The 25,335-nt window shown below is 61.5% G+C and carries 29 protein-coding genes; 16 read left to right on the top strand and 13 right to left on the bottom strand.

Translation table 11 applies throughout. From position 1 onward, the window contains the following. The first annotated feature begins 350 nt into the window (after positions 1-350). The 4 genes from B7Y43_RS11335 (at position 351) to B7Y43_RS11320 (ending at position 5,270) form a co-directional block, all read left to right on the top strand. The gene (locus B7Y43_RS11335) at positions 351-2,624 is read left to right on the top strand and encodes a glycosyltransferase family 4 protein (RefSeq protein WP_374131760.1); all 2,274 of its coding nucleotides are present in this window, start codon (positions 351-353) and stop codon (positions 2,622-2,624) included. 80 nt (positions 2,625-2,704) lie between these two features. Beyond that, positions 2,705-3,988, top strand: coding sequence for a glycoside hydrolase family 130 protein (locus tag B7Y43_RS11330; RefSeq protein WP_374131759.1), 1,284 nt, complete (start codon positions 2,705-2,707; stop codon positions 3,986-3,988). An 80-nt stretch (positions 3,989-4,068) separates the two neighbouring features. Continuing rightward, positions 4,069-4,527: a DUF4440 domain-containing protein gene (locus B7Y43_RS11325; protein ID WP_374131758.1), complete on the top strand. Its 459-nt coding sequence runs from the start codon at positions 4,069-4,071 to the stop codon at positions 4,525-4,527. 164 nt (positions 4,528-4,691) lie between these two features. Further along, positions 4,692-5,270 carry a glycine zipper 2TM domain-containing protein gene (locus B7Y43_RS11320; RefSeq protein WP_374131757.1) on the top strand — a complete coding sequence of 193 codons (579 nt, stop codon included), beginning with the start codon at positions 4,692-4,694 and terminating at the stop codon, positions 5,268-5,270. A 65-nt stretch (positions 5,271-5,335) separates the two neighbouring features. Here B7Y43_RS11320 and B7Y43_RS11315 read toward each other — a convergent pair whose 3' ends face one another. The 5 genes from B7Y43_RS11315 to hflK form a co-directional block, all read right to left on the bottom strand. Beyond that, complete coding sequence (locus B7Y43_RS11315; protein ID WP_374131756.1) at positions 5,336-6,067, bottom strand: class I SAM-dependent methyltransferase; 732 nt, start codon at positions 6,065-6,067, stop codon at positions 5,336-5,338. 48 nt (positions 6,068-6,115) lie between these two features. Continuing rightward, positions 6,116-7,762, bottom strand: a complete 1,647-nt coding sequence (locus B7Y43_RS11310; RefSeq protein ID WP_374131755.1) for a helicase HerA-like domain-containing protein — start codon at positions 7,760-7,762, stop codon at positions 6,116-6,118. A gap of 118 nt (positions 7,763-7,880) precedes the next feature. Further along, complete coding sequence (locus B7Y43_RS11305) at positions 7,881-9,419, bottom strand: Do family serine endopeptidase (RefSeq protein WP_374131754.1); 1,539 nt, start codon at positions 9,417-9,419, stop codon at positions 7,881-7,883. An 84-nt stretch (positions 9,420-9,503) separates the two neighbouring features. After that, positions 9,504-10,379, bottom strand: a complete 876-nt coding sequence (gene hflC / locus B7Y43_RS11300; RefSeq protein ID WP_374131753.1) for a protease modulator HflC — start codon at positions 10,377-10,379, stop codon at positions 9,504-9,506. After that, positions 10,376-11,485: a protease modulator HflK gene (hflK, locus tag B7Y43_RS11295; protein ID WP_374131752.1), complete on the bottom strand. Its 1,110-nt coding sequence runs from the start codon at positions 11,483-11,485 to the stop codon at positions 10,376-10,378. The genes hflC and hflK overlap by 4 nt, the downstream gene beginning before the upstream one ends. Positions 11,486-11,750: 265 nt before the next feature. On the opposite strand from hflK, the gene B7Y43_RS11290 reads away from it, so the two are divergent. From B7Y43_RS11290 to B7Y43_RS11280, 3 genes are read left to right on the top strand one after another with little or no spacing between them, the layout of a single operon-like run. Beyond that, positions 11,751-12,539 carry an Mrp/NBP35 family ATP-binding protein gene (locus B7Y43_RS11290; RefSeq protein WP_374131823.1) on the top strand — a complete coding sequence of 263 codons (789 nt, stop codon included), beginning with the start codon at positions 11,751-11,753 and terminating at the stop codon, positions 12,537-12,539. Further along, complete coding sequence (locus B7Y43_RS11285; RefSeq protein WP_374131751.1) at positions 12,520-12,948, top strand: CoA-binding protein; 429 nt, start codon at positions 12,520-12,522, stop codon at positions 12,946-12,948. The genes B7Y43_RS11290 and B7Y43_RS11285 overlap by 20 nt, the downstream gene beginning before the upstream one ends. Positions 12,949-13,008: 60 nt before the next feature. Then, positions 13,009-13,362 (top strand): hypothetical protein, encoded by a 354-nt coding sequence (locus tag B7Y43_RS11280; protein ID WP_374131750.1) that lies wholly within the window; start codon positions 13,009-13,011, stop codon positions 13,360-13,362. On the opposite strand, the gene B7Y43_RS11275 is transcribed toward B7Y43_RS11280, so the two are convergent. The 4 genes from B7Y43_RS11275 to B7Y43_RS11260 form a co-directional block, all read right to left on the bottom strand. Beyond that, a complete protein-coding gene (locus B7Y43_RS11275; protein WP_374131749.1) occupies positions 13,359-14,648 on the bottom strand; it encodes a homoserine dehydrogenase in 1,290 nt (429 codons plus the stop codon). The two genes, B7Y43_RS11280 and B7Y43_RS11275, sit on opposite strands and share 4 nt — an antisense overlap. A 136-nt stretch (positions 14,649-14,784) precedes the next feature. Then, positions 14,785-15,738 (bottom strand): isopenicillin N synthase family oxygenase, encoded by a 954-nt coding sequence (locus tag B7Y43_RS11270; RefSeq protein WP_374131748.1) that lies wholly within the window; start codon positions 15,736-15,738, stop codon positions 14,785-14,787. Between the two features lie 104 nt (positions 15,739-15,842). Then, the gene (locus tag B7Y43_RS11265; protein ID WP_374131747.1) at positions 15,843-16,265 is read right to left on the bottom strand and encodes a hypothetical protein; all 423 of its coding nucleotides are present in this window, start codon (positions 16,263-16,265) and stop codon (positions 15,843-15,845) included. A 115-nt stretch (positions 16,266-16,380) separates the two neighbouring features. Then, positions 16,381-16,893 carry a hypothetical protein gene (locus B7Y43_RS11260; RefSeq protein ID WP_374131746.1) on the bottom strand — a complete coding sequence of 171 codons (513 nt, stop codon included), beginning with the start codon at positions 16,891-16,893 and terminating at the stop codon, positions 16,381-16,383. A gap of 122 nt (positions 16,894-17,015) precedes the next feature. Between B7Y43_RS11260 and B7Y43_RS11255 the strand changes: the two genes are divergently transcribed. The 5 genes from B7Y43_RS11255 (at position 17,016) to B7Y43_RS11235 (ending at position 20,602) form a co-directional block, all read left to right on the top strand. Continuing rightward, complete coding sequence (locus B7Y43_RS11255; protein WP_374131745.1) at positions 17,016-18,245, top strand: multidrug effflux MFS transporter; 1,230 nt, start codon at positions 17,016-17,018, stop codon at positions 18,243-18,245. A 93-nt stretch (positions 18,246-18,338) separates the two neighbouring features. Next, positions 18,339-18,686, top strand: a complete 348-nt coding sequence (locus tag B7Y43_RS11250; protein WP_374131744.1) for a DNA primase — start codon at positions 18,339-18,341, stop codon at positions 18,684-18,686. A gap of 63 nt (positions 18,687-18,749) precedes the next feature. Further along, entirely contained in the window at positions 18,750-19,346 is a 597-nt protein-coding gene (locus tag B7Y43_RS11245) for a YdeI/OmpD-associated family protein (protein ID WP_374131743.1), read from the top strand. A 142-nt stretch (positions 19,347-19,488) separates the two neighbouring features. Next, on the top strand, positions 19,489-20,034 hold the full coding sequence (locus B7Y43_RS11240) for a cytochrome c (RefSeq protein ID WP_374131742.1): 546 nt from the start codon (positions 19,489-19,491) through the stop codon (positions 20,032-20,034). 154 nt (positions 20,035-20,188) lie between these two features. Beyond that, on the top strand, positions 20,189-20,602 hold the full coding sequence (locus tag B7Y43_RS11235) for an ExbD/TolR family protein (RefSeq protein ID WP_374131741.1): 414 nt from the start codon (positions 20,189-20,191) through the stop codon (positions 20,600-20,602). Between the two features lie 2 nt (positions 20,603-20,604). On the opposite strand, the gene B7Y43_RS11230 is transcribed toward B7Y43_RS11235, so the two are convergent. Then, the gene (locus tag B7Y43_RS11230; protein ID WP_374131740.1) at positions 20,605-21,360 is read right to left on the bottom strand and encodes a M15 family metallopeptidase; all 756 of its coding nucleotides are present in this window, start codon (positions 21,358-21,360) and stop codon (positions 20,605-20,607) included. 101 nt (positions 21,361-21,461) lie between these two features. On the opposite strand from B7Y43_RS11230, the gene B7Y43_RS11225 reads away from it, so the two are divergent. From B7Y43_RS11225 to B7Y43_RS11210, 4 genes are all read left to right on the top strand, one after another. Next, on the top strand, positions 21,462-21,638 hold the full coding sequence (locus tag B7Y43_RS11225; RefSeq protein WP_374131739.1) for a CopG family transcriptional regulator: 177 nt from the start codon (positions 21,462-21,464) through the stop codon (positions 21,636-21,638). A gap of 1 nt (position 21,639) precedes the next feature. Beyond that, positions 21,640-21,915, top strand: coding sequence for a type II toxin-antitoxin system RelE/ParE family toxin (locus tag B7Y43_RS11220; RefSeq protein ID WP_374131738.1), 276 nt, complete (start codon positions 21,640-21,642; stop codon positions 21,913-21,915). A 101-nt stretch (positions 21,916-22,016) separates the two neighbouring features. Then, a complete protein-coding gene (locus B7Y43_RS11215) occupies positions 22,017-22,220 on the top strand; it encodes a hypothetical protein (protein WP_374131737.1) in 204 nt (67 codons plus the stop codon). Next, the gene (locus B7Y43_RS11210) at positions 22,210-22,494 is read left to right on the top strand and encodes a type II toxin-antitoxin system RelE/ParE family toxin (protein WP_374131736.1); all 285 of its coding nucleotides are present in this window, start codon (positions 22,210-22,212) and stop codon (positions 22,492-22,494) included. Before B7Y43_RS11215 ends, B7Y43_RS11210 begins: the two co-directional genes overlap by 11 nt. Positions 22,495-22,541: 47 nt before the next feature. Here the strand turns inward: B7Y43_RS11210 and B7Y43_RS11205 are convergent, their stop codons facing one another. Genes B7Y43_RS11205 through B7Y43_RS11195 form a run of 3 tightly spaced genes read right to left on the bottom strand, consistent with a single transcriptional unit; the run spans position 22,542 to position 25,328 of the window. Then, positions 22,542-23,435, bottom strand: a complete 894-nt coding sequence (locus B7Y43_RS11205) for a hypothetical protein (protein WP_374131735.1) — start codon at positions 23,433-23,435, stop codon at positions 22,542-22,544. Next, positions 23,419-24,255, bottom strand: a complete 837-nt coding sequence (locus tag B7Y43_RS11200; RefSeq protein WP_374131734.1) for a HipA family kinase — start codon at positions 24,253-24,255, stop codon at positions 23,419-23,421. The genes B7Y43_RS11205 and B7Y43_RS11200 overlap by 17 nt, the downstream gene beginning before the upstream one ends. A 14-nt stretch (positions 24,256-24,269) precedes the next feature. Continuing rightward, on the bottom strand, positions 24,270-25,328 hold the full coding sequence (locus B7Y43_RS11195; RefSeq protein WP_374131733.1) for a ribonucleotide-diphosphate reductase subunit beta: 1,059 nt from the start codon (positions 25,326-25,328) through the stop codon (positions 24,270-24,272). Positions 25,329-25,335: the final 7 nt, after the last annotated feature.

Below are 25,335 nucleotides of genomic sequence, written 5' to 3'. Positions count from 1 at the left end.
TGCAGTGGCAGCCAAGCTATGGTCTGACAGCGCCAAGTTGTTCGGGCCTTAACTCGAACTTCGACGGTTCAATGTCTAGTTGTCGCTGGTGCAGCCCAAAACCGGCCAGGCCGAAACCCGCCAGTTTCGATCATTTAGCCCGCGTGCCGAAAGCGATCGTTTATGGGTTCATGACCTCGTTTGCGTTTGGGCCGCGACTGGACCGTGATTGGGCAACGCATCACCGCAGTTTCATGCTGCGCTGCATCATAGGTGCAACCATATTGCCGTTAACCCGTTAGGTCGACTCGAGGGTTTGCAACGAAGGGTAAGTGCACCCGCGATCGTTGCGCTCTCTGAAGGGCGCGCGCATGACCGAGGCAATCGACAGGATTTCGCATATCAAGCAGCTGGCCCTGATCGGTAACTTCCTGCCCCGCCAATGCGGGATTGCCACCTACACGACGGATGTTTTCGAAGCGCTGAAAGCCGCCGCCGCCGATCTGATCGTCGATGTTTATGCCATGGACGATTATCCCGGTCGATATGATTACCCCGCCGCCGTCACCGCTTCGATCGCCCAGAATGACCGGTCGAGCTATCTGGCTGCGGCCCGATCGATCGAGGCAAGCGGTGCCCAAGCGGTGTGGCTGCAGCACGAATATGGGATTTTTGGCGGCGTTGCCGGCGATTTCATTCTGGGCCTGCTCGATCGGCTCTCGCTGCCCGTTATCGTCACATTGCACACCATTCTTGAACGACCCAATGCCGATCAGCGGCGCGTGCTGGAGGGGTTGCTGCGTCGCGCCTCCCGCGTGATCGTCATGGCCGAAAAGGGCCGGGATATCTTGCAGCGTATTCACGGTGTCGGCGGCAAGGCCGTGGTGATGATCCCGCACGGGGTGCCGGATCGCCCGATGGCTGATCCCGCGGTTTTCAAGCCCCGTTTCGGCTGGGAAGGCCGCAGGACCGTGCTGACCTTTGGCTTGCTGGCCCCAAGCAAGGGCATTGAGACGATGATCGATGCCCTGCCGGCGATCGTCGCTGCGCAGCCTGACACGCTCTATATTGTGCTGGGCGCAACTCACCCCAATCTCGTCGCGCATGAAGGCGAAGCCTATCGTGAGCGGCTAAAGGCACAGGCGGCGGCACGCGGCGTGACCGATCACGTCCAATTCATTGACGCCTTTGTCGAGCACGAACATCTGATCGATTATCTGCAAGCCGCAGATATCTATGCCACGCCCTATATCAATCCGGCACAGATTACCTCGGGCACGCTTTCCTATGCCGTCGGTGTCGGCAAGGCAGTGGTCTCAACTCCTTATGTGCATGCCACCGAAATCCTGGCCGATGGCCATGGCGTGCTGGTGGATTTCGGCGATTCTGCGGGCTTTGCGCGTGAGATCGTCGCGCTGCTCGGCAATGATGGCAATCGCGAGCGATTGGCCGCGCGCACTTATGCGCGGGGAAGGACGATGCTGTGGTCTCAGCTCGCCGAAGCCGCGCTGCGCGAGATTGCAACGATGATCGCGGCAAAGCCGTGCCGCTTGCCAAGCCCCGTCGCCCCGCTGACCCCGCTCGACCCTGATTTCGCCGCCGTTGAGCGGATGAGCGATTCGACCGGCATGTTGCAGCATTCAATCTATTCAATTCCCGATCGTCACCATGGCTATTGCATCGACGATAATGCCCGCGCGCTGATGTTAGTCGGGCGGATGGATGTGCTTGATGACGTGGCGCGCGATAAATGGACGACGATCTATGCCTCGTTCATTCAGCACGCCTGGAACCCCGAAGCGCAGCGCTTTCGCAATTTTATGAATTTCGATCGGAGCTGGTGCGAAGAGGCTGGATCGGAGGATTCGAACGGCCGCACGCTATGGGCGCTTGGCACGACGGTTCGCTATGCGCGGCAATTGAAGCACCGCGATTGGGCCGCGGCGCTGTTCGATCAAACAGCGTCGATGGCACTCGAACTGGGTAGCCCCAGGGCGCAGGCCTTTGCGATGCTGGGCGCTGCAGAAATGCTTGACTGCCACCCCGGTCATGCGCTGGCACGGACCATCCTGGAGCGATTCAGCGCCGATCATCTCGCCTTGCTCAATGCGGCGCGGCGGCCGGTATGGGAATGGTTCGAAATCGTCCTTGCCTATGATAATGCCCGGCTGCCCGAAGCGATGATCCGCGCTGGCCTGGCGCTCGGCCGGGCTGATCTGGTTGAGACTGGCGTCAACACGCTGGACTGGATCATGGCGCGGCAAACATCGCCCGAGGGGCGTTTCCGGGCGGTGGGCACCGAAAGTTTTGGCCGACCCTTTGCCCCGCCCCTGTTGTTCGATCAGCAGCCGCTGGAAGCACAGGCAACAGCAGATGCCTGTGCCGCAGCATTTGAAGCGACGGGCGAACGCCGCTGGATCGACGAAGCGCACCGGGCTTATCATTGGTTCCTGGGGCTGAACGATCTCGATCTGGCGCTGGCGACGGTGCAGGACGGGGGCTGTTTTGATGGGCTGACGCCAACCGGCATCAATCGCAACCAGGGAGCGGAATCGATTTTGGCGCTGCAATTGGCGTCGTGCACGATTTCGTCGCTATCAACCTTGGCCGAATCCGTGGCAGGACCCACCAGGGCCGTTGCATAGCCATCATGTTGGGCAGCGCTTTGATGGGATCAATTTAACCGATCGGGTTGACCGGATCGTTTCAGGGGCCGCGCCAGCCAGTGTTAGACGTTTTCAACCACCGTTTGCGGCTTCATGCCGATCCCTCGCGCGTCGTCGTCCGCCCGTTCCACCTTGCCTGGCAGGCCAATGGCAGTGCCCCCAGCCGCACGGCGCGATTGGTGCAGGAAGTTTTGGCGATGAGCCGCGCCCAGACCCGCGCCGAGCTGGAAATCGTGCTCAAGGATTTTGAGGCCCGCCACTGGCAAACACGGCGCGTGTTCATGACGCGCTATGCCCAGATCGAAGCGTTGCTTGATCTTGACGGCAGCCAGATTGATGACGAGCGACGCCAGCTGATCGGTGCCTATTTTTGCCATGAATATAGCTATGCCGCCGCCGCGCTCATGAATCCCAGTGTCGTGCCGCATTTCGACCAGAGCGGCATGCCGCCTGGATCGCAACGGCTGCTGATGTCGATGCGCGCAGTGGGTGAGGGGCATATCTCGTCGATTGCCTTTCGCGAAGGGATCATCACCAACAAGAATGAACTGAAACTCGCGCCCGAACCGCCTTTTGCAACCGCCACCGATACCACCGACCGCGAGGAAATGGTGATGCCGACTGGCCCGGTAACGGTGCACCGCCACCGCGACAGCACGCTTTCGGGCACCGTCATCTTTCCGATCACCCAGGCCCAGTCAAAGGGGCTGGAAGACCTGCGCCTGGTCCAGTTTTGCCATGAAGATGGCAGCATTGAGTGGCTTGGTACCTATACCGCGTATAACGGCTCGATAATCCAGTCCGAGCTGATGCGGACGCGCGATTTCCGGGCGTTTGATTTGGTGCCGATGACGGGCAGTGCCGCGCGCAACAAGGGCATGGCGCTGTTCCCGCGCATGGTCGACGGCTGTTATATGATGATCGGCCGGCAGGATGGCGAGAATCTGTTTTTGCTGCGCTCTGATCATCTGACCCACTGGAATGAGGGGCAGCTGCTGATGACGCCGGCTTACCCCTGGGAATTGGTGCAGATCGGCAATTGCGGCTCGCCGATCGAGCTTGATGAGGGCTGGTTGCTGCTGACGCACGGCGTTGGCGCGATGCGCAAATACTCGATTGGCGCCGTCTTGCTCGACAAGGCCGATCCATCAAAGGTGATCGGGCGCACCCGCGAGCCGATCCTCGCCGCTGCCGATCAGGATCGTGAGGGCTATGTCCCCAATGTCGTCTATAGCTGCGGGGCGATGCGGCACGGCGAATCGCTGTTCCTGCCCTACGGCGTTGCCGATAGCTCGATCGCCTTTGCGTTCATCCCGATCAAGGTGCTGCTCAGCCATATGTAGCCGTGTTTCGTTTCGCAGAGGAGCGCCCGAGTGCTATCGCTGCACCGCATGATTTTTAGGGGGATATGATGAAAAGCGCCATGATTGCAGCCGCCGGTGTAATGATGTTCTGGGGCATGCCAGCGCTGGCCAAGGATGCCGCTGTTGAAGCGCCAATCTATCAGTTCGTCGATGCTTTCAACAAGGGCGACATCGCTGCCGCCGCCGCAACCCATGCCGGCGATGCGCATATCACCGATGAGCTAGCTCCCTATTTCTGGGGCGGTCATGACGTCGTGAAGCGCTGGGCCGATGATTATGCCAAGGACGCCACAGCCAAGAGGTTGACCAACCCCAAGGTGGTACTGGGCGCTGTGACGCGTGAGATCGTCACGGGCGATCGTGCCTATGTCGTGGTGCCCTCGACCTACAGCTTTACGCTGAAAGGGGTCGCGATGGCCGAATCCGCGCAAATGACCTTTGCGCTCAAGAAGCTGGACAGTGGCTGGAAGATCGTCGCCTGGACCTGGACAGGGCCGGATGCCTCGCCAGTAAAATAGGGTTGATCCCGGGTGTCAGCGTAGACGATCAGCCCAAGGGTCCAGAACGGTGCGATGGATGCGGATTGCGATTGATCGGTCCGATGAACGGCAGCAGGTAATTTCGTTCATGCAACGTTTCGCCAGCTTCGGTAGTTGGGCTTCAACAATCCAAGGAGACCGAGATGCCCTGTTTCACCCGTCTAGCCGCCCTGATCGCCACGTCTTGCATGGCGCTTTCCACGCCGGCGCTCGCCCAGACCGCGCAGGAGGAGCAGCGATTTTCCACCGCGCAGCAGCGTTTCCAGAACGAAATGCAGATTTTTCGCACCGAATTTGATCGCTATCAGGCGGCGCGCAACAACCGATCGAACTTTCGCGATCCGCGCGCCAACGATCCACGCTTCGACGATCCGCGCTACAATGATCCGCGGTACAATAGTCAGCGCAATGTAGATCCGCGCTTCGCCGATCGTGATGAAAATGGCTATGATCCGGCCCGCTATTATCGTGATGGGCCCAATTATCAGGAGCGCGTGCTCTCGGCCGATGACCGCGTCTATCGCGGCAACGACGGTCGCTATTATTGTCGCCGCAATGACGGGACCACTGGCCTGATTATCGGTGCAATTGGTGGCGGTGTGCTCGGCAATGTCATCGACGGCGGCCGTTCGCGCGCGGTCGGCACGATTCTCGGCGGTGTGCTGGGTGCGGTTGCCGGCCAGGCCATTGACCAAAATAACCAGCAGGTTCGCTGCCGCTAAGCGGCTGACCGGGGCACCGCTTCTATGGGGAGCGGTGCCCCGATCTATCTGCCACCGCTAACCGATTAGCCGCTCACGACCAGCCTATAACCCGCGTCATAGGCATCGAGTGTCAGAAGATCGGCGTAACGGCGCGCCCATTCACCGCTTTCCAGATCCTGCGCTAGCAGGCCCAACCGTTCTTCTGCGTCCTCAATCGCCCAGAACGACGAACTGCCCGCGCGCAGCGCCGGGTCCAGATAGGCCGTGGGGCGTCGCCAATAGGCATAGAGGAAGCCGTCGGTGCAATCATGCGGCACCGGCACTGTGGTGACTGTCACTGGCCCCAGCCAATGCTGATAATCGGCCATGGCGGGCATGCGCACGTCGTCCAACGTCGCGAGGGCTGGCAGATAGTCGGTCAACCAGGGCCGCTGGGCGGGATCAAAGGTGAGCAGGACGATGGGGCCGCGCGTCACGCGACGCAATTCGTGCAAGCCAGCCGCCTTGTCTGCCCAGTGATGGACAGTCAGGATTGCCATCGCCGCGTCAAAGCTGTTGTCATCGAACGGCAACTGCTCGGCATATCCCTGGATGACGGGGGCAGATGACCGCGCGCGCTGGTGAATCATCGCCGAAGACGGTTCGATTGCGGTTACCTGCCGATCGTTTGGCTCATAAGACCCCGTTCCGGCACCGACATTGATGATCGTCTCTGCCGACCCAAGCGCTGCATATATGGCGCTGGCGATTCGGGGATCTGGCTTGCGTAGCGCTGCATAGTCGATCCCGATCCGGTCATATTGCACGTCCGCCATCGCTCCTGCTCTCCGATTGTTGGGTGCGTCCAACAGGTGCCCAGCCGATCACCGCCCTTTGAACAGCCCGCCCAGCACGCCGCGCACCAGCCCGCCGATCAACCCGCCGCTGCTCGAACCACGCTTGCTGCTTGTCCCGAACACTTGCTTGGCGACTTCATTGGCGACGGTGCGGGTGATGGTGGTGGTCGCGGTCCGTGTCGCGGCGGTGGCGATCTTGTTCCAGGGGTTATTGGCGGCGGCGCGTTCGGCTTCGCGCGCCTGGCGGGCGGATTCCTTTTCGGCAGCGATGCGGGCGCGTTCAGCGTCTTTGGCGGCGCGGGCATCGACCTTGGCCTGGAGCGCGGCGGCCTTTTCTGCCGCCGTTGCGGCCTTGGCTTCAGCGGCGGCGGCAGAGGCTTCTTCGGCCTTTGTCGCGAGTAATTCCTCGGCGGAGTCTGCATCGATCAGCGTGTCATATTTCTCGCCGATGGCGTCGGTCGCGATCATCACGCCGCGCTCCTTGGCGTCGAGCGGGCCGACGCGGGTCGCGGGCGGTTTGATGAGGGTGCGTTCAACCGGCGATGGCGCGCCATCGGGTTGCAGCAGAGAGACCAACGCCTCGCCGACCTTCAGTTCCGTGATGACGGTCTCGACATCGACGCCGGGATTGGCGCGGAAGGTGGTGGCGGCCGATTTGACCGCTGCCTGATCGCGCGGGGTGAAGGCGCGCAGCGCATGCTGGACGCGGTTGCCGAGCTGGCCCGCGACCGTATCGGGGATGTCGATCGGGTTCTGGGTGATGAAGTAAACGCCCACGCCCTTTGAACGGATCAATCGGACGACCTGTTCGATCTTCTGGAGCAGTGCCTTGGGCGCATCGTTGAACAGCAAATGCGCTTCATCGAAGAAGAAGCACAGCACTGGCTTATCGGGATCGCCAACCTCGGGAAGGTGCTCGAACAGCTCGCTCAGCAACCACAGCAGAAAGGTGGAATAGAGCTTGGGGCTTTGCATCAATTTGTCGGCGGCGAGGATGTTGACGATGCCCCGACCCCGATCATCACAGCCAATGAAATCGGCCATTGCCAGCGCGGGCTCACCGAAGAAATGCTCGCCGCCCTGAGCGCGCAATTGCAGCAGCGAACGCTGAATCGTGCCGATGCTCGCCTTGGACATATTGCCATAGGTTGTCGTCAGTTCATCGGCGCGGGTGGCGCAGTGCGCGAGCATCGCCTGCAGATCATCGAGATCGAGCAGCAACAGCCCTTCCTTGTCGGCAACGGTGAAGGCAATGGTCAGCACGCCTTCCTGCACCTCATTCAGGTCCATCAGTCGCGCGAGCAGCAACGGTCCCATCTCGCTGACCGTGGTGCGCACGGGGTGGCCTTTTTCGCCGAACAAATCCCAAAATTGCACGGGGGTGTCGCTATAGGCCCAGCCCTCATAGCCAATCTCCTTGGCGCGGGCGGCGAAGATCTCGTGCATCTTGGCGGTTGGCGACCCGGCCATGGCGAGGCCGGCGAGATCGCCCTTCACATCGGCGACGAAGCAGGGGACGCCAACGGCGGAGAAGCCTTCAATAATGCCCTGCACCGTCACCGTCTTGCCGGTGCCGGTCGCGCCAGCGATCAGGCCGTGGCGGTTGGCGCGCTTAAGTTCGAGCGCCTGCGGCTTCCCGCCGCCCGTACCAATGAAGATGCTGCCGTCTGCCATATCACTCTCCCCGCGCTCTTGCTTCGCTATCGCGCGTTTGCGGGGACGACGGCAAGATATGAAAATGCCGCCCGGTCAATGCTGACCGGGCGGCATCGATAAACCATCGGCAAATGGCTTATTTTTTCAGCTTGATCGGCACAAAGGCACCCGGCAACCGCTGGCGCTGGACATAGAGCAGCACCGTCGGGCGGCCGTCACGGACCGCTTGTGCAACAATCGCCGCAAGCGCATCGGGCGTGGCAACCGGGGTCCCATTGGCCGAGACGACCACGTCGCCGCGCTTCAGCTTTTGCCCGGCATCGCTCGATGGATCTGTGCCGCTGATGACGACCCCGGTCACGGTCGAATCGACACCAATATTGCGGGCGATTTGCGGGGTGAGCGGGACGACGGCGAGACCAAGCTTATTGGCAACAGGCGACGCGGGGCCCTCGGTGTCGGGTTGGCTCATGCCATCCCCGTCTTCACCACCCGCTGAAGCCTGCAGCACATCTTCGGATGGCCGCGTGCCGACAACAACCGAAACGGTCATCTTCTTGCCGGCGCGGATCAGCTCGATGGGGATGCGCGATCCCGGCGTTTCATTCGCCACCAGATAGCTGAGCGAGGCGTCCTGCGTCACTGTTTTGCCATTCACGCCGACGACAACGTCGCCGACCTTGATGCCTGCCTTGTCAGCGGGCTCGCCCGGCGCAATGCTCCGGATGATTTCACCGCTATTCTTGGGCAGGCCGAGTGCGGCGGCGCTGTCATCATCAAGTGATTGCAGCCCGACACCCAGATAGCCGCGGGCAATCGTGGTGCCCTTCATCAGCTTGTCGATAACAGGCTTGGCGTCTTCGGCCGGGATGGCAAAACCAATGCCGATATTGCCGCCCGACTGGCCGGCAAAGATCTGCGAATTGATGCCGATGACATTGCCGTTCAGGTCAAACATCGGGCCGCCGGAATTGCCCTGGTTGATCGCGGCATCGGTCTGGATGAAGCGATCATAAGCGCCCGCACCCGTTACGCGGTGAAGCGCCGAGACGATCCCGGCCGTAACCGTGCTGCCGATGCCGAACGGGTTGCCGATCGCGATGACCCAGTCACCAACGCGGGTGCGAGTCGAATCGCCAAAGCGAACGAAGGGCAGGTCCTTGGCATCGATCTTGAGCAGCGCAAGATCAGAGATAGGATCGCGACCGACCAGCTTGGCGACATATTCCTTGCGGTTGGTGAGCGTGACGGTGATCGAATCGACCGACGCGCCCTTGGCTCCCGGGGCAACCACGTGATTATTGGTCACGACATAGCCGTCATCCGAAATCAGGAAGCCCGAACCGAGAGACTGTGCTTCGCGGGTCTGGGGCTGCGGCGCGCCTTGGCCCTGACCCTGGCCGCCGAACAATTCAGCAAAGGGTGTGCCGGCAAAGGGATTGGCCGGTGCCTGCTGTACCTTGATGCTCTGTTTGGTCGAAATGTTGACCACCGCCGGCTGCAACTTGGCGACTAGATCGGCAAAGCTGACCGGGGCGCCTGCGCGGGGCGCGATGGCGGCCATCGCCGCCGGTTCATTCTGCGCTGTCTGCGCGGCGGCAGGTGGCTGGAGCGTTACAGCGGCAGCAGCGCCGCCCAGCAAAAGGGCTCCGGTAATGGCATAGGCATAACGCACGTTAGATTATTCCTCTCTTGTCCGTCGCAACACGGCACGCTTTGCCGGTCCGCGCCTTAACGGCGATTGAATATGAACCGATTGTCAGCGGGGACGCCCAGTGAATTGCTTCAGATATTCGTTATTGGGCGAAAGGACGATCGACGTCTCGCCCTGCGGCGTGCTGCCATCGGCCCCAAAGGTCTGCCGATAGGACTGCATCGCCCGGTAGAAATCATAGAATTCCGCATCCTTGTTGAAGCTTTCGGCATAAATGCGTGAGGCATTGGCATCGGCTTCGGCGCGGATGATCTGCGCTGATTTTTGCCCTTGCGCACGGATCGTCGCCGCCTGTTGCTGGCGCGCGGTGCGCATCCGGTTGAGCGCGCTGTCGAGCGGGCTGCCATCGGGCAGGTCAGCGTGCTTGATGCGGACATCGACGATCTGGACGCCATATTGCGACGCCAGTTTTTGCAGGCCGTTCTGGATATTATCCATCACCTGGCCACGCTCCGGGCTGAGCAAGGCGGCAAAGGGGCGCTTGCCAAGTTCGTTGCGCAATGCCGAACCGAGCAGCGGGCGTAGCTGTTCGGCGATTCTGTCCTCGGTTGCTGCGCTGCTGCCGGTGGACACCACCGCTTTCAGGGGATTGACGATGCGAAACCGCGCGAATGCATCAACTTCAAGCCGCAACTGATCAGTCGAGAGCACTTGCTGATTGTCGAGATCGACATCGAGCACGCGCTTATCGACCCAGACGACCTTGTCGATGAACGGGAATTTGGCCAGCAGCCCGGCGCCGGTGCGACCAAACGGCTCGTTGGGTTGCCAGACATTGACGGTATAGACCGGTTGTTCAAACCGCAGCACGACGGCCTGTTCGGTTTCGGGCACGATCACGAAGCTGCTGACTGCAAGGATCAAAGCGACCAGCGCGCCAATGCCAAGCGCGACAGGATTGCGGAACAGGGTGGCGTTCACTGGCTGGCTCCCGGCGCTGGATTGGCTAGCGGCATGGCCGGCTCTGCAACACGGCCGCGAACCCCGGGCAGCGGCAGATAGGGCACTACACCACCCGTTTCGACGATCGTCTTGTTGGTCTTGGCCAGCACGGCCTCCATGGTTTCATAATACATGCGGCGGCGGGTCACCGTGGGGGCCAGCTTATACTGGGCATAGGCCAGATCGAACTGGGTCGCCTCTGCCTGCGCGCGTGCGGTAATCTGCTGCGCATAGGTGCGGGCTTCGTTCAGGTTCGATTCGGCTTCCTGCTGCGCCGCGCTCACTTTTTTGAACTCGTCGATCACCTTGGTCGGTGGATCGGCTTGCTTGATGGCGATGCCCTGGATGCGGATACCGGCATTATATTCGTTGAGGATCGATTGCATCAGATCCTGTGCCCGCACGCCAATCCGGTCGCGACCGCTGCCGATCGCTTCGTCCAGCGTCACCGTCGCAACGGTGGCGCGCATCGCGCTTTCCGCCACCGCGCGAACCGTGTCCTTGGGGTTGCGGATCTGATAGATATAATCCTGCGGGTTGGCGATGTCCCACCGAACCGAATAGGCCAGATCGATGATGTTCTGGTCACCGGTCAGCATCAGATTTTCGCCGCCGCCACCTTCGGGGAAATCCTCGGTCCGAATCGCCTGGACATCAACCTTGGTGACCGTGGCGACTGGGGCAGGCCAGGTCAGCCGGATGCCGGGATCGAGCGTTTGTTCATAACGACCGAAAAAGGCGACGACGCCGCGCTGCTGCGGCGCAATTTGATGCACGCTGGTGAAGATGACCCACAAAGCGACAATCAATGCCGAACCGATCAGCCAAATCGCGCGCCCGCCGCCGCCACTGGGGAAGCCGGTAAAGCTGCCGCCGCCGCCGCCGCCGCCGCCCGAGCCGCGTGCACGGCGAATAAATTCATCGAGCGCGGTGGGCTTTGGCCCGCGCGAGCGATTGCCGCCAGGGGGGACCGACCAGGGGTTGCGAGGCCCCTCATTGTCATCGCCAGAATTGCCCCAGGGGCTTTTTGGCTTTTCGGTCATCAGGGTGGAGAGGCGCTGCAGCCAGGCCGGACGAGTGATCATTGGCCCTTTATAGGTGTCTTGGACGGGAAAAACAGTGGCAACCGATCAAGACCGCCCTAATGCCGTAGACATGACTGATATTGATCTCCTCACCGCCACGCTCACCGCCATTGCCGGCCCGCGTGCTACTGCCCGGCTCGAACAGGGCCGCGCTTCGATCATCCTCGACGTCAGCGGCCTTGAGCCGACGGCGCGCGACATGCTGGCGGCGTCGGTTCGCGCTGAAGTGTCGGCGCTCGCCGGCATCGACGAGGTGCGCGTCGCGATGACCAGCCAGCGCAGCCAGCGCCAGCTGATCGCGGTGGCCAGCGGTAAGGGCGGGGTCGGCAAGTCAACCGTGTCTGCCAATCTTGCGATTGCGCTGCACCAATTGGGGCGCAAAGTCGGGCTGGTTGATGCTGATATCTATGGCCCCTCGCAACCCAAGCTGATGGGCGTCGAGGGCAGCCGCCCCACCGCGCCGGACAAGAAACTGTTGCCGGTCGAAACGCCTTATGGCGTGCCGTTGCTGTCGATGGGGCAATTGGTTGAACCCGATCAGGCGATTGCCTGGCGCGGGCCTATGGCTGCCGGCGCCCTTGGGCAATTGGTCGATGCCGATTGGGGGGATGCGGATACGATCGTCGTCGATATGCCACCGGGCACGGGCGATGTGCAGCTGACGATGATCCAAAAGCACCGGCCGGCGGGCGTCGTCATTGTGTCCACCCCGCAGGATCTGGCGTTGATCGATGCACGGCGGGCGATCGACCTGTTCGTCAAGGCGGGCATCCCGGTGATTGGCCTGGTCGAAAACATGGCGGGCTATGCCTGCCCGTCCTGCGGCGTGATTTCCGATCCGTTTGGCAGTGGCGGGACGGAACTTGCCGCTGATCTGCTCACGCTGCCGTTTCTGGGGCGCATCCCGCTCGATATCGCGATTCGTACCGGCTCAGATGGTGGTCACCCGCCGGTCACCGGGAACGGGCCGGAACGCGCCGCGTTCATGGAGATCGCCACGATCGTGCGCGATTGGCTTGATCGAGGAGGCAACCATGCCGCTGACTTCGGATGACGACATCAAGGCGTTGCTTGAACGCGTGCGCACGATCGCGCTGGTCGGTGCGTCGGATCGGCCCGATCGCCCTTCAAATGAGGTGATGGCCACGTTGCAGCGCCATGGCTACCGCGTGATCCCGATCAACCCGCAGATCGCTGGCGAGCACATCCACGGCGAATTCGTGTTCGGCGATATGGCCGTGCTCGGCGATCCGATCGATATGGTCGATATCTTTCGCAATTCTGCCGCTGCCGGTGCGGTGGTTGATCAGGCGATTGCTGTCGGTGCAAAAGCAGTCTGGATGCAGTTAGGCGTTATTGATGAAGCCGCCGCAGCGCGCGCCGAAGCAGCGGGCTTGGCGGTCGTGATGGATCGCTGCCCGGCGATCGAGCTCAGGCGGCTGGGCATCGCCCCAATCGGCTGACCGCGGAGGGATTGCAGGCGACGCCTCTTTTGATCACAATGCCATAGGCTTGAGGGTGTGGTGATCATGCTTGTGGCAATGATGATGATGGCGGGCACGGATGTCGCCGATTTGCTCAAGACCTATCGCGACCTGACGCGAGCGGAAATTCGCTGCGAGCAAAGTGTCGATCGTGACGAGATTCTGGTGTGTGGTGCCCGCAATGCCGATCGCTATCGCTTGCCATTTATCGCTTATGATATCGGCAATCCGCGCCGCGAAGGCGTGTTCGAACAAGCCGAGCGGTTGCAGCACAAAACGACGCCATGCCAGGATATGGGCCCCTATCTGGTCGGTTGCGGCATGGTCGGGGTTGGGGTCACCGTTGGTGGTCGCGGCACCCGTGTCGGCGGATTGAGGCCGCCCGCGCCTTAGGCCAGGATATGCATCCATAACGGCGCGCCGATCAGGCTGGGCGAACCGCGCAATTTCTCCAGTGCCTGCGCAACCGCACGCTCCGGGCCTTCATGCGTCACAATCGCGACCAGCACGCTGCCATCGCTGGCATGGCCACGTTGCATCAGGCTTTCAATCGACACCCCGGCATCGCGCATCGCCGCGGCAATTTCGGCCAGCACGCCAACCTTGTCGGCCACGGTCAGCCGCACATAGGCGCGACCGAGCCGGTTGCCCGTATCGGCGGCGTCCTGCGCGGCGAGCGATTCGGCGGGCATGGCATAGGGCGGTCCATATTCGCCGCGCGCAATATCAATCAGATCGGCAACCACCGCCGATGCGGTCGGCCCGTCGCCTGCACCTGCCCCCTGGAACAGCAAGCGCCCGACGAAATTGCCCTCTGCCACCACCGCATTGGTGGCACCGGTGACATGGGCGAGCGGGTGGCTGGTCGGCACCAGATGCGGGTGGACGCGCTGGAACAGGCCAGCATCAGTCGATTCGGCAATGCCAAGCAGGCGGATGCGATAGCCCAGTGCGGCTGCCTCAGCGATATCGGCGGCGAGGACGGCGCGAATGCCGCAAGCCTGGACGTCGCCAAAAGCGGGTTGGGTGCCAAAGGCAATGCTGGAGAGAATCGACAATTTATGCGCGGCGTCGATGCCGTCGATATCGAAGCTGGGATCGGACTCGGCAAAGCCAAGCGCCTGAGCCTCTGCCAGGACATCGGCAAAATCGCGGCCCTCTGCTTCCATCTTGCTCAGGATGAAATTGCAGGTGCCGTTCAGGATGCCATAGACGCGCGCAATCTCGTTGGCGGCAGCCCCTTCGCGCAGGCCCTTGATGACCGGGATGCCGCCCGCCACGGCGGCTTCGAATTTGAGCGGCGCGCGCGCGGCTTCAGCGGCGTGGGCGAGTTCCAGCCCGTGATGCGCGATCATCGCCTTGTTGGCGGTGACGAACCCTTTGCCAGCGGAGAGAGTTGCGCGGGCGAGGGTGAGCGCGGGGCCGTCCGATCCGCCGACAAGCTCCACCACCACATCGACATCGGCTTGCTGGGCAAGTGCTGTGCTATCATCGACCCAGGCAAAGCGGGTGATATCGACGCCGCGATCCTTGGCACGATCACGCGCGGAAACCGCAACGATCTCGATCGGACGACCGGCGCGTCGGGCAATCAGATCGCGATTGGCATCAAGCAAGCGAATGACGCCACCGCCAACGGTGCCGAGTCCGGCGAGCGCGATGCGCAGGGGTTTGGTCATTGGTCGTTCCAGTCTGTCATGCCGAAAATGTCCCGGCATCTACCGGATGGCAATAATCGCTGCCGGCGCTCTAGCGGGACAGTGGACCCAGGAACAAGCCCAGGGCGAAGAGCAAGTGCCAAGCGCGACTCTTGGCCTATTTCTTCACTAGCCCAATCTCGACTAGCCGCTCGTGCAGATAGTCATGCGCGGTGATCGGCGTTGGGTAGCGATTGGGGTTCGTGTCGCTGACGCAGCCCGGCAGCGTTTCGATCAGGAAATCGGGCGCGGGGTGGAGGAAGAAGGGCATCGAATAGCGCGGCAACGCGCGGCGTTCCGGCGGCGGATTGACGACGCGGTGCGTGGTGGAGGGCAGGACATGATTGGTCAGCCGCTGCAGCATGTCCCCCACATTGACGACCATCGCATCAGCGGGCGGCTTGATCGCCAGCCAGTGACCGTCCCGGTCGAGCAATTCAAGCCCGGCTTCCTCTGCCCCCAGCAACAGGGTGATGAGATTGATATCCTCATGCGCGCCTGCCCGTACGCCCTCTGCATCGGCGGGGATTGGCGGATAGTGGAGCAGGCGGAGGATCGAATTACCGTCCTTCACCGCTGGATCAAACCAAGTCGCGGTCAGGCCAAGATGGCGGGCAATTGCCGACAGGATCGTATCCCCGGCGCGATCAAAGGCAGTGAATAGCGTGGTCAGCGTTGGCTGAAACATCTCGGGTCGGGTCGGCCAGATATTGGGGGGCATGACGTCGGCATAGGCATGGCCAGCGGGCAGATCGCGGCCGACATGCCAAAATTCCTTGAGATCGACCAGGCTGGCGCCCTTGGCGATTTCGGTCTTGAAGGGGGTATAGCCGCGCTGCCCGCCACCTGCTTCGGTAAAATAGCCCCGCTTTTCGGCTTCCGGCAGCGCAAAAAATTCCTGCGTATAGCGCCAGGCGTCATCAATCAGCGTTTGATCGATGCCATGATCGGCCACAACGGCAAAGCCGAACCGTTCAAAAGACGCACCCAGCGCGCTTGCGAACCCGTCAGGATCATCGCGGTTCTGCAACAGCGACAAGGTGGGCACTTCGGCAGGCGGCGTTTCGAGCATCGATGGTCGTCCGTTAGGCAATGAAGGCCGCAACATAGGACGCCGCGCCGGGTTCGAACAGGGGTTCGACCCTCAGTTCGAACGGGGGGTCTGCCGGGCCGCCGTTATCCTTTGCTAACGGTACCGGTGCTGTGGCCGCCCGGGGCGGGCTGGACGTCGATCCGGATCGGCTTGCCATCGGCGTCAGTGCCGGCGAGCGCGGTGCCGTCTTCTTTCAGGGTAAAGCCCTGTTTGCCCAGCGTATCGACATACCAGGCGCGAACGGTTGCCGGATCAGCCGGGCTGTCGAACGCCATATCGATCATGTCATCCACCTCATGCGGCATGATCTTCATGTCGACCATTTTTGACCCCGGATAAAGCGGCAGCGCGGCCATATCGACGGCGCTGCCATCGGGCATCGGCATGTCCATTGCATTATTGCCCGCCATTGCCACAGCCGATGTGGGTGCTGGCGCTGCGCAACCAACCAGCGTGATCGCCATGGCTGCCAATGTCGCAACGCCAAGAGAGAATGATCGCGTCATGCCAGCCTCCACGCTAGGTTTCCTCCTACCCTCAGAGGCGAGGCAGGGGTGTTCGGTCAAGCGTTGCTATAATTAGGCACCGATTCAGGACAAAACCGTACTTCCCACCCTGACTTCAGCCGCCCGCGACAATCACGCCGGTTGAATGGCCATTGGCAGCAGGCGTCAGTTCAAGCGCAAATGGCTTGTCCTCTTCATCGGTGCCCTTCAGCCCGGTGCCGCTTTTGGTGATCTTGAAATCTGCCTTGCCCAGCCGATCAAAAAACCAGTCGCGCACCACGGCGGGTTCCGCCGGGCTGTCAAAGGTGACCCGGACATTGGCTTTGTCGTCGCCATCCTTGCCGTCATTGGCGACAATATTCATCCCGCTGATCGTTGATCCTGGATAAAGATGGACGCCATTCATCTCGAAATCGCTGCTATCGAGCTTCAGCTTGGGCAGCGTGATCTTGCCTGAGAAGCCGGGCGCATTGATCGCCACCTCACCAGTTTTTCCATCGACACCGGCCGTGACATTGCCATCCTCGGTCATGGAATTGAGTGAAATCGTGGTCCCTTCCTTGCCGTCGTCGCCACAGCCGGCGAGGGGCAGGACGAATATCCCCAGCAGCAACAATGAACGGCGCATCGGTCGTCTCCCACAGTGTATTGATGTTATAATACACATGACAGCCGACGACCGTCAAGCCAGACCTGATTTTGTGCCCTATAGGCTCGACCGAGCGCCCCGCTTCGGGCATGGCAGCCGACATGACCGTTCAGCAAACCATCCGCGCCCCAGCGCAGCCGCCGATCGGTTTTGTCGAATTTGTGGCGCTGGTCGCCTCCCTCATGGCGCTGACGGCGCTTGGCATTGATGCGATGCTGCCAGCGCTGCCAGCAATCGCCACCGCGCTGAACGTTGGTGTGGCGAATGATCGCCAGCTGGTGATCGGCGTGTTTCTGTTGGGCTTTGGCTTGGCCCAGTTGGTGCACGGGCCGCTTGCCGATCGCTATGGACGGCGGCCGGTGCTCGTCGCGTCGCTGTCGGCTTATGTGATTGCCAATCTGATTGCCGCCTTTTCGGCCAGCTTCATGTTGTTGCTGGTGGCGCGCTTTGCGGCGGGCATGGCGATCGCGGCGTCGCGCGTGGTGACGGTGGCGCTGGTGCGCGATTGCTATTCGGGGCGGGCCATGGCGCGGGTGATGAGCCTGGCCTTCATGGTGTTCATGGCCGCGCCCGTTCTGGCGCCAAGCGTCGGCGAGTTGATCCTGCTGTTCGGATCCTGGCGGCTGATCTTCGTGATGATCGCCGCCATCTCTGGCGTCATCCTCATCTGGTTCGTGATCCGGATGCCCGAGACGCAGCGGATCGCGGATCGTCAGCCCTTGTCGATCGAGCGGCTGTGGGACGGCTGGCGGCAGGCGCTGACCGATCGCTTTTCGATTGGCTATACGCTCGCGGCGACGGCGTTGATGGGCGGGCTCTATGGCTTCATCAATTCCGTGCAGCAGATTGTCGGCGCGCTGACGGGCGATAATCGCCTGCTGGTGCCGGTATTTATTGGGGTGGCGAGTATGATGGCCCTGGCCAATTTGCTCAATTCGCGGATCGTGATGCGGCTCGGCACGCGCCGGATATCGCATAGTGCGCTGGTCGGGCTGGTCCTGCTGTCGACGGTGCATCTGGTGATCGCTCGGCTGGGGGCTGAAACAATCTATAGCTTTGCGATCCTGCAAGCGCTGGCGATGGCCTGTTTTGGTCTGGCAACGGCCAATTTCTCGTCGATGGCGATGGAGAATATGGGGCATATCGCGGGCACGGCCTCGAGCGTGCAGGGCTTTATCAGCGTCACGGGGGGCGCGCTGGCTGGCGCGGCCATTGGCCAGTCGTTCGATGGCACCACGGTGCCGCTGTACATCGGCTTTCTGGTCGCCGGCCTGGTCGCGCTGGCGATCGTCGCGATTGTCGAACGCGGGCGGCTTTTCCGGCCGAGCTGAGCCTGCTCGCGACCAGCGGGTGGAACAAGCAGCGCCGCTTGCCGTTGGCCATTCCGAACGGCTGCACCCCGCAGCCTTTTCGGAGAGCAGCGAATGGCAAGCGGTGGCGAGCAAATCCCCGGCAACGGCACCGGCGACGATGGCTATGATGAAGATGGCTATGACGAAAGCCAGCGGGCCGAAATCCTTGAGGCCAGCGGCGGCGGCACCAGCGACGGCACGATCATGACCGATCTGATCCCCGATCTGGGCGGCGATGAGGATGTCGACAATCTTGATCGGCATGAATTCGACACACCCAAGGGCGGCGAAGGTCGCCCGGTTGCCGATGACGGCGATGATGACAGCGACGACGACGACGACGACGACGATGACGAGGACGATGACGAGGACGAGGACGAGGACGAGGCCATCCCCGACGATGCCGATCGCGACTCCTGACGGACCCGGCTTGACGACCCCGCGCTGCGGTCGCAGCATTGGCGGCTGGGGAAGGAAGCCGCCATGTCGATCGACAGCCGGGTTGATGCCTATATCGCCAAACAAGCGGATTTCGCGCGTCCGATCCTGATCGAGCTGCGCGCGCGCCTTCATGCGGCGGTTCCCGGCCTGGAAGAGACGATCAAATGGGGCATGCCGTTTTTCGTCCGTCATGGTCGGCCGTTCGCCAATATGGCCGCCTTCAAGGCGCATGCGAGCTTCGGCTTTTGGCAGCGCCCGGACCAGCCAACGGGGAAAGAGGGCGAAGCGATGGGCCAGTTTGGCAAGCTGACCGCGCTGGCCGACTTGCCCGATCCAGCCAGCTTTGCCGCGACAGTGGCGGCGGCGGTCGCGCTGGTCGATGACGGCGCGGGCGAGCCGGTGCGACCGGCGCGCCCGCCCAAGCCCGCGCCAGTGGTGCCGCCTGAACTTGCGGCGGTGCTCGCAGCCGATCCGGTCGCGGCCAACCATTTCGCTGGTTTTGCGCCGAGCTGTCGCCGCGAATATTGCGACTGGATCAGCGCGGCCAAGCGCCCCGAAACCCGCGACAAGCGCGCTGCCGAAGCGGCTATTTGGTTGCATGAAGGCAAGCGACGGCACTGGAAACACGAAGCCTGCTGAACGCAATCAGCGGCGTTGACCGGGGTGCCAGTGGCGACGGCCGTTGCCGCATGGGGCGGCACGGGGCATAGGCTTGTGCCTCGGCCACACGGGGCATAGTATTGTGCCAGCATCCCTTTTCCCCTTGCAGGAGCCCCCAACGATGCGCGCCTTATCCTCGATTGTCGCCCTTTCCGGCCTGATATTGGCCGGTGGCCTCGCGCTCGCCCAAACCGCGCCGACGCCGCCCAAACCGCCCAAGCCGCCAATGGCTGGAATGTCGCACGGCGATCACGCCCGGATGACGGCCGACCACAGCATGATGGATCATGGCATGATCGTCGCGGCGCGGCAGGCGGGGTTTCACCTGACCATCGCCGCGTTCCTGGGCATCAAGGCAGGTATTGCCCGCGGCGATGATGTAAAGAAGCTGGCGCTGCCGGCCGCCGCGATGGCGAGCTGGGGAGCGGTGATCCCGACAATGTTCCCGCCGCATAGCGACACGCCTGAAAGCGACGCGCTGCCAAATGTCTGGACCGACCGCGCCGGCTTCGAAGCCGCTGCCGCCAAGATGAGCGCTGCCGCCCGGACACTGGCCGATCTTGGCAAGGCCGGCGACGCGGCGGGTTTTGCGACCCAGTTCGACGCGCTCGCCAAGACCTGCGGCGAATGCCACACCACCTATCGCAAGCCCGAAGAGAAGAAATAGGCCGCGGCCCGACGCCGGACTGGATAGGAGCGAGTTGCTGCCGGAATCGTGCGCGCCTGCCCCAGCAAAGCTGCTGGGTATCGCGGGGTGGCTGCCGCATTGACCGGAGGCGGGATATGTGATGGTATCACATCACCATATCGGGAGAAGAGCCATGCGCCTGCGTTCCTCTGCTTTTGCCATCCCCGCCGACCATGCCGAGCCGATCGGCGGCATCAACACCACTCCGTTGATTGATGTGCTGCTGGTCCTGCTGGTGATGTTCATCATCACTATCCCGATGCAGATCAACGAAGTCCCCGTGCCGCTGCCCCAGGCAGGGCCAGCGCCCGCCGAGCAGCAGCAGCCGCACCTGCTGACGATCGCGGCGGGGGGCGCGGTGATGCTGGACGGACGGGCGGTGAGCCGCGCTGCACTGGCCGGGCCGCTTGCGGTGCTGCGCGATGATCCACGCGCCGCGCTGGAGATCAAGACCGATCAGCGCGCGCGCTATGACGATTTCGCGCAGACCATGGCGGTGGTGCGGCAGGCCGGGATCTCGCGGCTGCGTATATTGCCGAACGAATGAGGCTAACGCACCGGCAGCAGTTCGGGCCGGTATTCGAAATGCATCGTATCGAAATGCCGCCAGCGGCCGCCCCAGATGAAGCCGTGGCGCTCGAACGCGGCGACGATCGCGGCGGGCAGGCGGTTGCGATAGCGCGCGCCCTCGCCGCCTGACCAGCGCCAGTAATCGGCCTGGCCGCTCGCGAGATCAACGGCAATGCCATAGCTATGCATGCTGCGCTGGCTGGTGCCGGCAATCGCGCGGCAGCTATAGCCGCCCGAATGGGGGAAGAGATAGCGCGTCATCGCGGGCGGCAGTTTTTCGAGATCGCGGATGACGGCTTCGAGCTGCTCGGCGACATGGTTGGTGGTGGTGACGCGGATGCTGCCGCCGCCGCGCCCGGGCAGCCACGCGACATCGCGCAAGCGGACGTTGCCTTTGCGGCAATCGCCATAGATGGCATCGAAAAAGGGTTCGTAGCGGGTGCGGCCGGGATCGGTTGCGGGGGCAGGCGAGAGCGGCGCGCCGGCGGGATAAGGATCGACGAACATCGCATCGATATCGGGATGCGCCTGGCGCTCCGCCTCGGTAGCGGCGGCGGGCCCGAGGGTGCGCGGCAGGCGCGTGCCGTTGCTGAGAATGACCTCGCTGGCGGTGACTTGCGAGACGAGGCCGGGATAGGCAGCGAGGAGGCGCGTGGCCCAGGGCGGCGCGGGGGTTTGCGCGGCGGCGGGGGTGGACGCGGTTAGGGCGAGGAGGAGGGCGAGGGGGTGGCGCATGGGGTTAAGCTGGCACCAAGACCGTGTTGGAAGCAACCGCATAACAGCCCGCACGTACATCTCGCTTGTCGGCCAACATCATGCGGTGTAATTTGGCAAAGATGGATCCCCGCAAGACCCTTTTCGATTCAGTCGATCCGGAGGCAGAAGCTGCGGCGGATGCGCGGGCTGAGGCTGATGTCGAGGCCGGTCGTCTGGTCAGCCATGATGCCGTGAAGCGCTGGGTTCGCTCATGGGGAACCGACGAGCCTTTGTCGCGACCCCTTATCGGCGACTGACTTGCGCAAGATCGTGTGGACCAACGAGGCGGTCGAGCACCTCGAGGCGATCATCGCCTATATCTCGGCGTTCAATCCATCGGCGGCATCGGGGCTGGGTGCGCGGCTGATCGCGGTTGCCGACAGCCTGTCCGAATTTCCCGACCGTGGCCGCGATGCGGGTGGCGGGATGCGCGAAATGACGACGGTGTGGCCCTATGTGTTGCGCTATCGGGTGGAGGCGGAACGGGTGATTATCCTGCGCATCCGGCATGGGGCGAGAGGCGAGGAAGAGTAGGTGCATTTAGTAAACTGGCACCGTAGTTCCAGCGACGATTTCCCCGGTCTCGATCACGACGAAGGCTTCGAAGCCCTGATAGGCGGCGTGAAGGCATTGTCGTGCCGCTACGTTGGGGGTATTATCAGCGGATGAAGCCAATCGCCGATCCGCGCCTGAAGACTGACGAGACCGATGGTCCGGTCGAGCGTGGTTATGACGCGTGGAAGCGGGCGAAGATCGAGCGCGGGCTGGCGCAGGCGCAGGATCGCGCTGCGATGATCCCGGTTGAACAACTATTGGCCGATCTCAAGCTTGAACGTTAATTTCACGCCGCAGGCGCGAGATGACCTTGAGGCGATCCGCGACTGGATCGCTGGGGATAATGAGCGCGCCGCTGACCGGGTTGTTGCCCGGATCGTGCAGACGGCGATGATGTTCGGTCAGTTCCCGATGCTGGGCCGTGCCGGGCAGGTGGCGGACACCCGCGAATTTTCGGTGGTCGGGCTGCCGTATCTGATTGTCTATCGGATCGCGTCGGAGACGGAGGTCGATGTGTTGACCGTGCTGCATACGCGGCGGCGGTATCCGCCGGAGTGAATGGCGTGAGAATTTAGTAAACTGGCACCGTAATTCCCAGTTGTAAGCTAGTTTAATTTAAATCGATGTTGAGTGCTTGCGTGTATTTCAACCTTCGCAGATTTCTTAACGTCGTATGGTACCGCCAGGCTAGATAGCTGATCTATTAAAGTATTGCGATCGTTCGCACTTGCCCAGTTTATCAGGCGAGTTCCTTGATGAGCTGCCGCCTCGAGAGACGGCATGGCAACCCGTTCAGCTTCAACCGATGCGTCATAAACTAATCGTGACTCGGTGGAATTCTCGCCAAACTTCATACGAGCTTGTTCAAGTACCAACGCTGCTACCGCAATATCAGCAACAACCTTACGGACGGAAAGATCGTCACTGGAGGCGTCCACTGTTTCAATTACATGCATCGCCCCATTTTTTAGAACGAAGTCCGCGTTCAAACCTTCCGCAATGACAACGTTTGAAACAAGACGGTGAGCGGATATATCTTCCCCGCGCTTAGCGAGAACCCGCTCCGATCGAAAAGCTGACTTCATTAGTGTCAGAAGTTTTGTTCGCTTGAACACTGGCCTTAATCGAGCTGGCTCAGGGTCAATAAGTGCCTTTGTAAGGCGGGCAATTGATTCCTCGTAGATTGCCTGCGTTGGGGCCACGAAATATGAAGGACTCGAGAGCTTGAAGGGGCTCAACGCCCCTAGGGCCTTAATGCGATCACCGATGTCGGTGCAACCTTGGTCCAGCAGCTCCTTATCGAAATCTTCAAGCTGAGATATGGCTGTGCGAACGCCGTCAACGTCGAGGGCCGATGAAAGAGCGCGAAGTTTCTCCAGGCGGCGAGGAATACGCAACTCTAGACCTTGGTCGGAAAAAATCGCTAAAGCTGCGTTTAGCCGCTCGTTCCGACTAACGTCGGCGAGCTGGATTACCGCGTATTCAAATCTGCGACTCATGCCTTACAAGCGCTCGCAAGCGCTCAATGCGATTAAGCCGACGCCCTTCTGACCAAAATCCACTGAGCCCCTTTCTCTGGTCCACCGACAACCAGTCTGCAGGCATTTGCCCCACAATCCGGTCAATCTCATTCAACGGCACGGCAGCGATCCGGTCTATCATCTCTAGCGCTGATTCAAGATGCGGCCCGTGCGTTTTTCGTACGATCCTTCCTACCCACACTGTGTGCTCAGATTCAACCGGGAACCGATCGGTGGAAAAGTGCATAAGGCGAGCAGAGGCAAAATCGATCGCGCGAATCCTGCGCGGTTGCCCGTCCGTGTCCAGTATGAAATTTGGAAGGCACCTATCCGGATTATCCAAAAACAGATCATAGGCCCAAAGCCTTGAAAGATATTGACCAAGCCAAGGGAGAGGCTGACCAAGCTCACCTCTGCTCGGAGAACCGATGTAAAGATTCACCTCGACCTGATCAGCAACCGAAGATGGGCTCCTTGAGCCGAAAAACGTTTGGCCGTCATAGTCCTCGATCACGGCACAATCCGCGACTGAAAGGCCGAGGTGCTCTGCTAGGTTTGTAAATATCCACTCTATGGCCCGCAGCGGCTGGCCATCCTTATCGCCCTTACAATAGTAGAGCGCGCCGTCGTCCGCGAGGCATAAAAATTCAATATCTTTTCCGATTGGGAATCCGGGGAGGCGGGTGCTTAGTCTCCTATTGAGGAAGCTTTCTTGTTGAAGTGATGGCACGCGTAGTCCCTCGCCGTTCCAAGGCGAGAGAGACTTGCTTGCAAATCGTGCGATTGTCGAATCAGCCATCACTCAAACTCATCTCACTCAGCCGCTACACCAGCCCGCGAGAACATATCCCCCTCGCCCGCGTCCTCATTCGCCACATCAACCGGCCCGGCCTTCGCCTTTTGCCGTTTGTCGAAGCTGTCCCACACCTCGTTCCAGTTCCCCCGCGTCGCGCCCTTTGAATATTCCGTCGCGCGCTGTTCGAAGAAGTTGGCGTGCTCCACGCCGTTGAGCAGCGGGGCGAGCCAGGGGAGGGGGTGTTCTTCGATCATGTAGATCGGCTTCAGGCCCAATTGGCCGAGCCGCCAATCGGCGATGTAGCGGATGTACTTCTTGATTTCCTTGGGCGTCATCCCCGTTACCGGGCCCTGTTCGAAGGCGAGATCAATGAACGCGTCTTCGAGCCGCACGGTCGTCTGGCAGACGTCCATGATGTCATCCTTCACCGCCTTGGTCAGGCAGCCGCGTTCCTTGCAGAATTCATGGTAGAGGCGGATGATGCCTTCGCAGTGCAGGCTCTCGTCGCGCACCGACCACGACACGATCTGCCCCATGCCCTTCATCTTGTTGAAGCGCGGGAAGTTCATCAGCATCGCGAAGCTGGCGAAGAGCTGGAGCCCTTCGGTAAAGCCGCCGAACATGGCGAGCGTGCGGGCGATATCCTCGTCAGTATCGACGTTGAACTTCTGCAAATAATCGTGCTTGTCCTTCATCTCGCTATATTCGAGGAACATGCCATATTCGCTTTCGGGCATGCCGATCGTGTCGAGCAGATGGCTGTAGGCGGCGATATGCACCGTCTCCATGTTGCTGAAGGCGGCGAGCATCATCTTGATCTCGGTTGGCTTGAACACGCGGCCATATTTCTCGTGATAGCAATCCTGCACCTCGACATCGGCCTGGGTGAAGAAGCGGAAGATCTGCGTCAGCAGGTTGCGCTCATGATCCGAGATTTTCTGCGCCCAATCACGGCAATCCTCACCCAGCGGCACCTCCTCTGGCATCCAGTGGATCTGCTGCTGCCGCTTCCAGAAATCATAGGCCCATGGATATTCAAAGGGCTTGTAGGTCTTGCGGGCTTCGAGAAGCGACATGGCGTGC

The organism is Sphingomonas sp. 28-62-20, from assembly GCF_002281505.1.
This window is presented reverse-complemented; position numbering and strand designations above follow the sequence as displayed.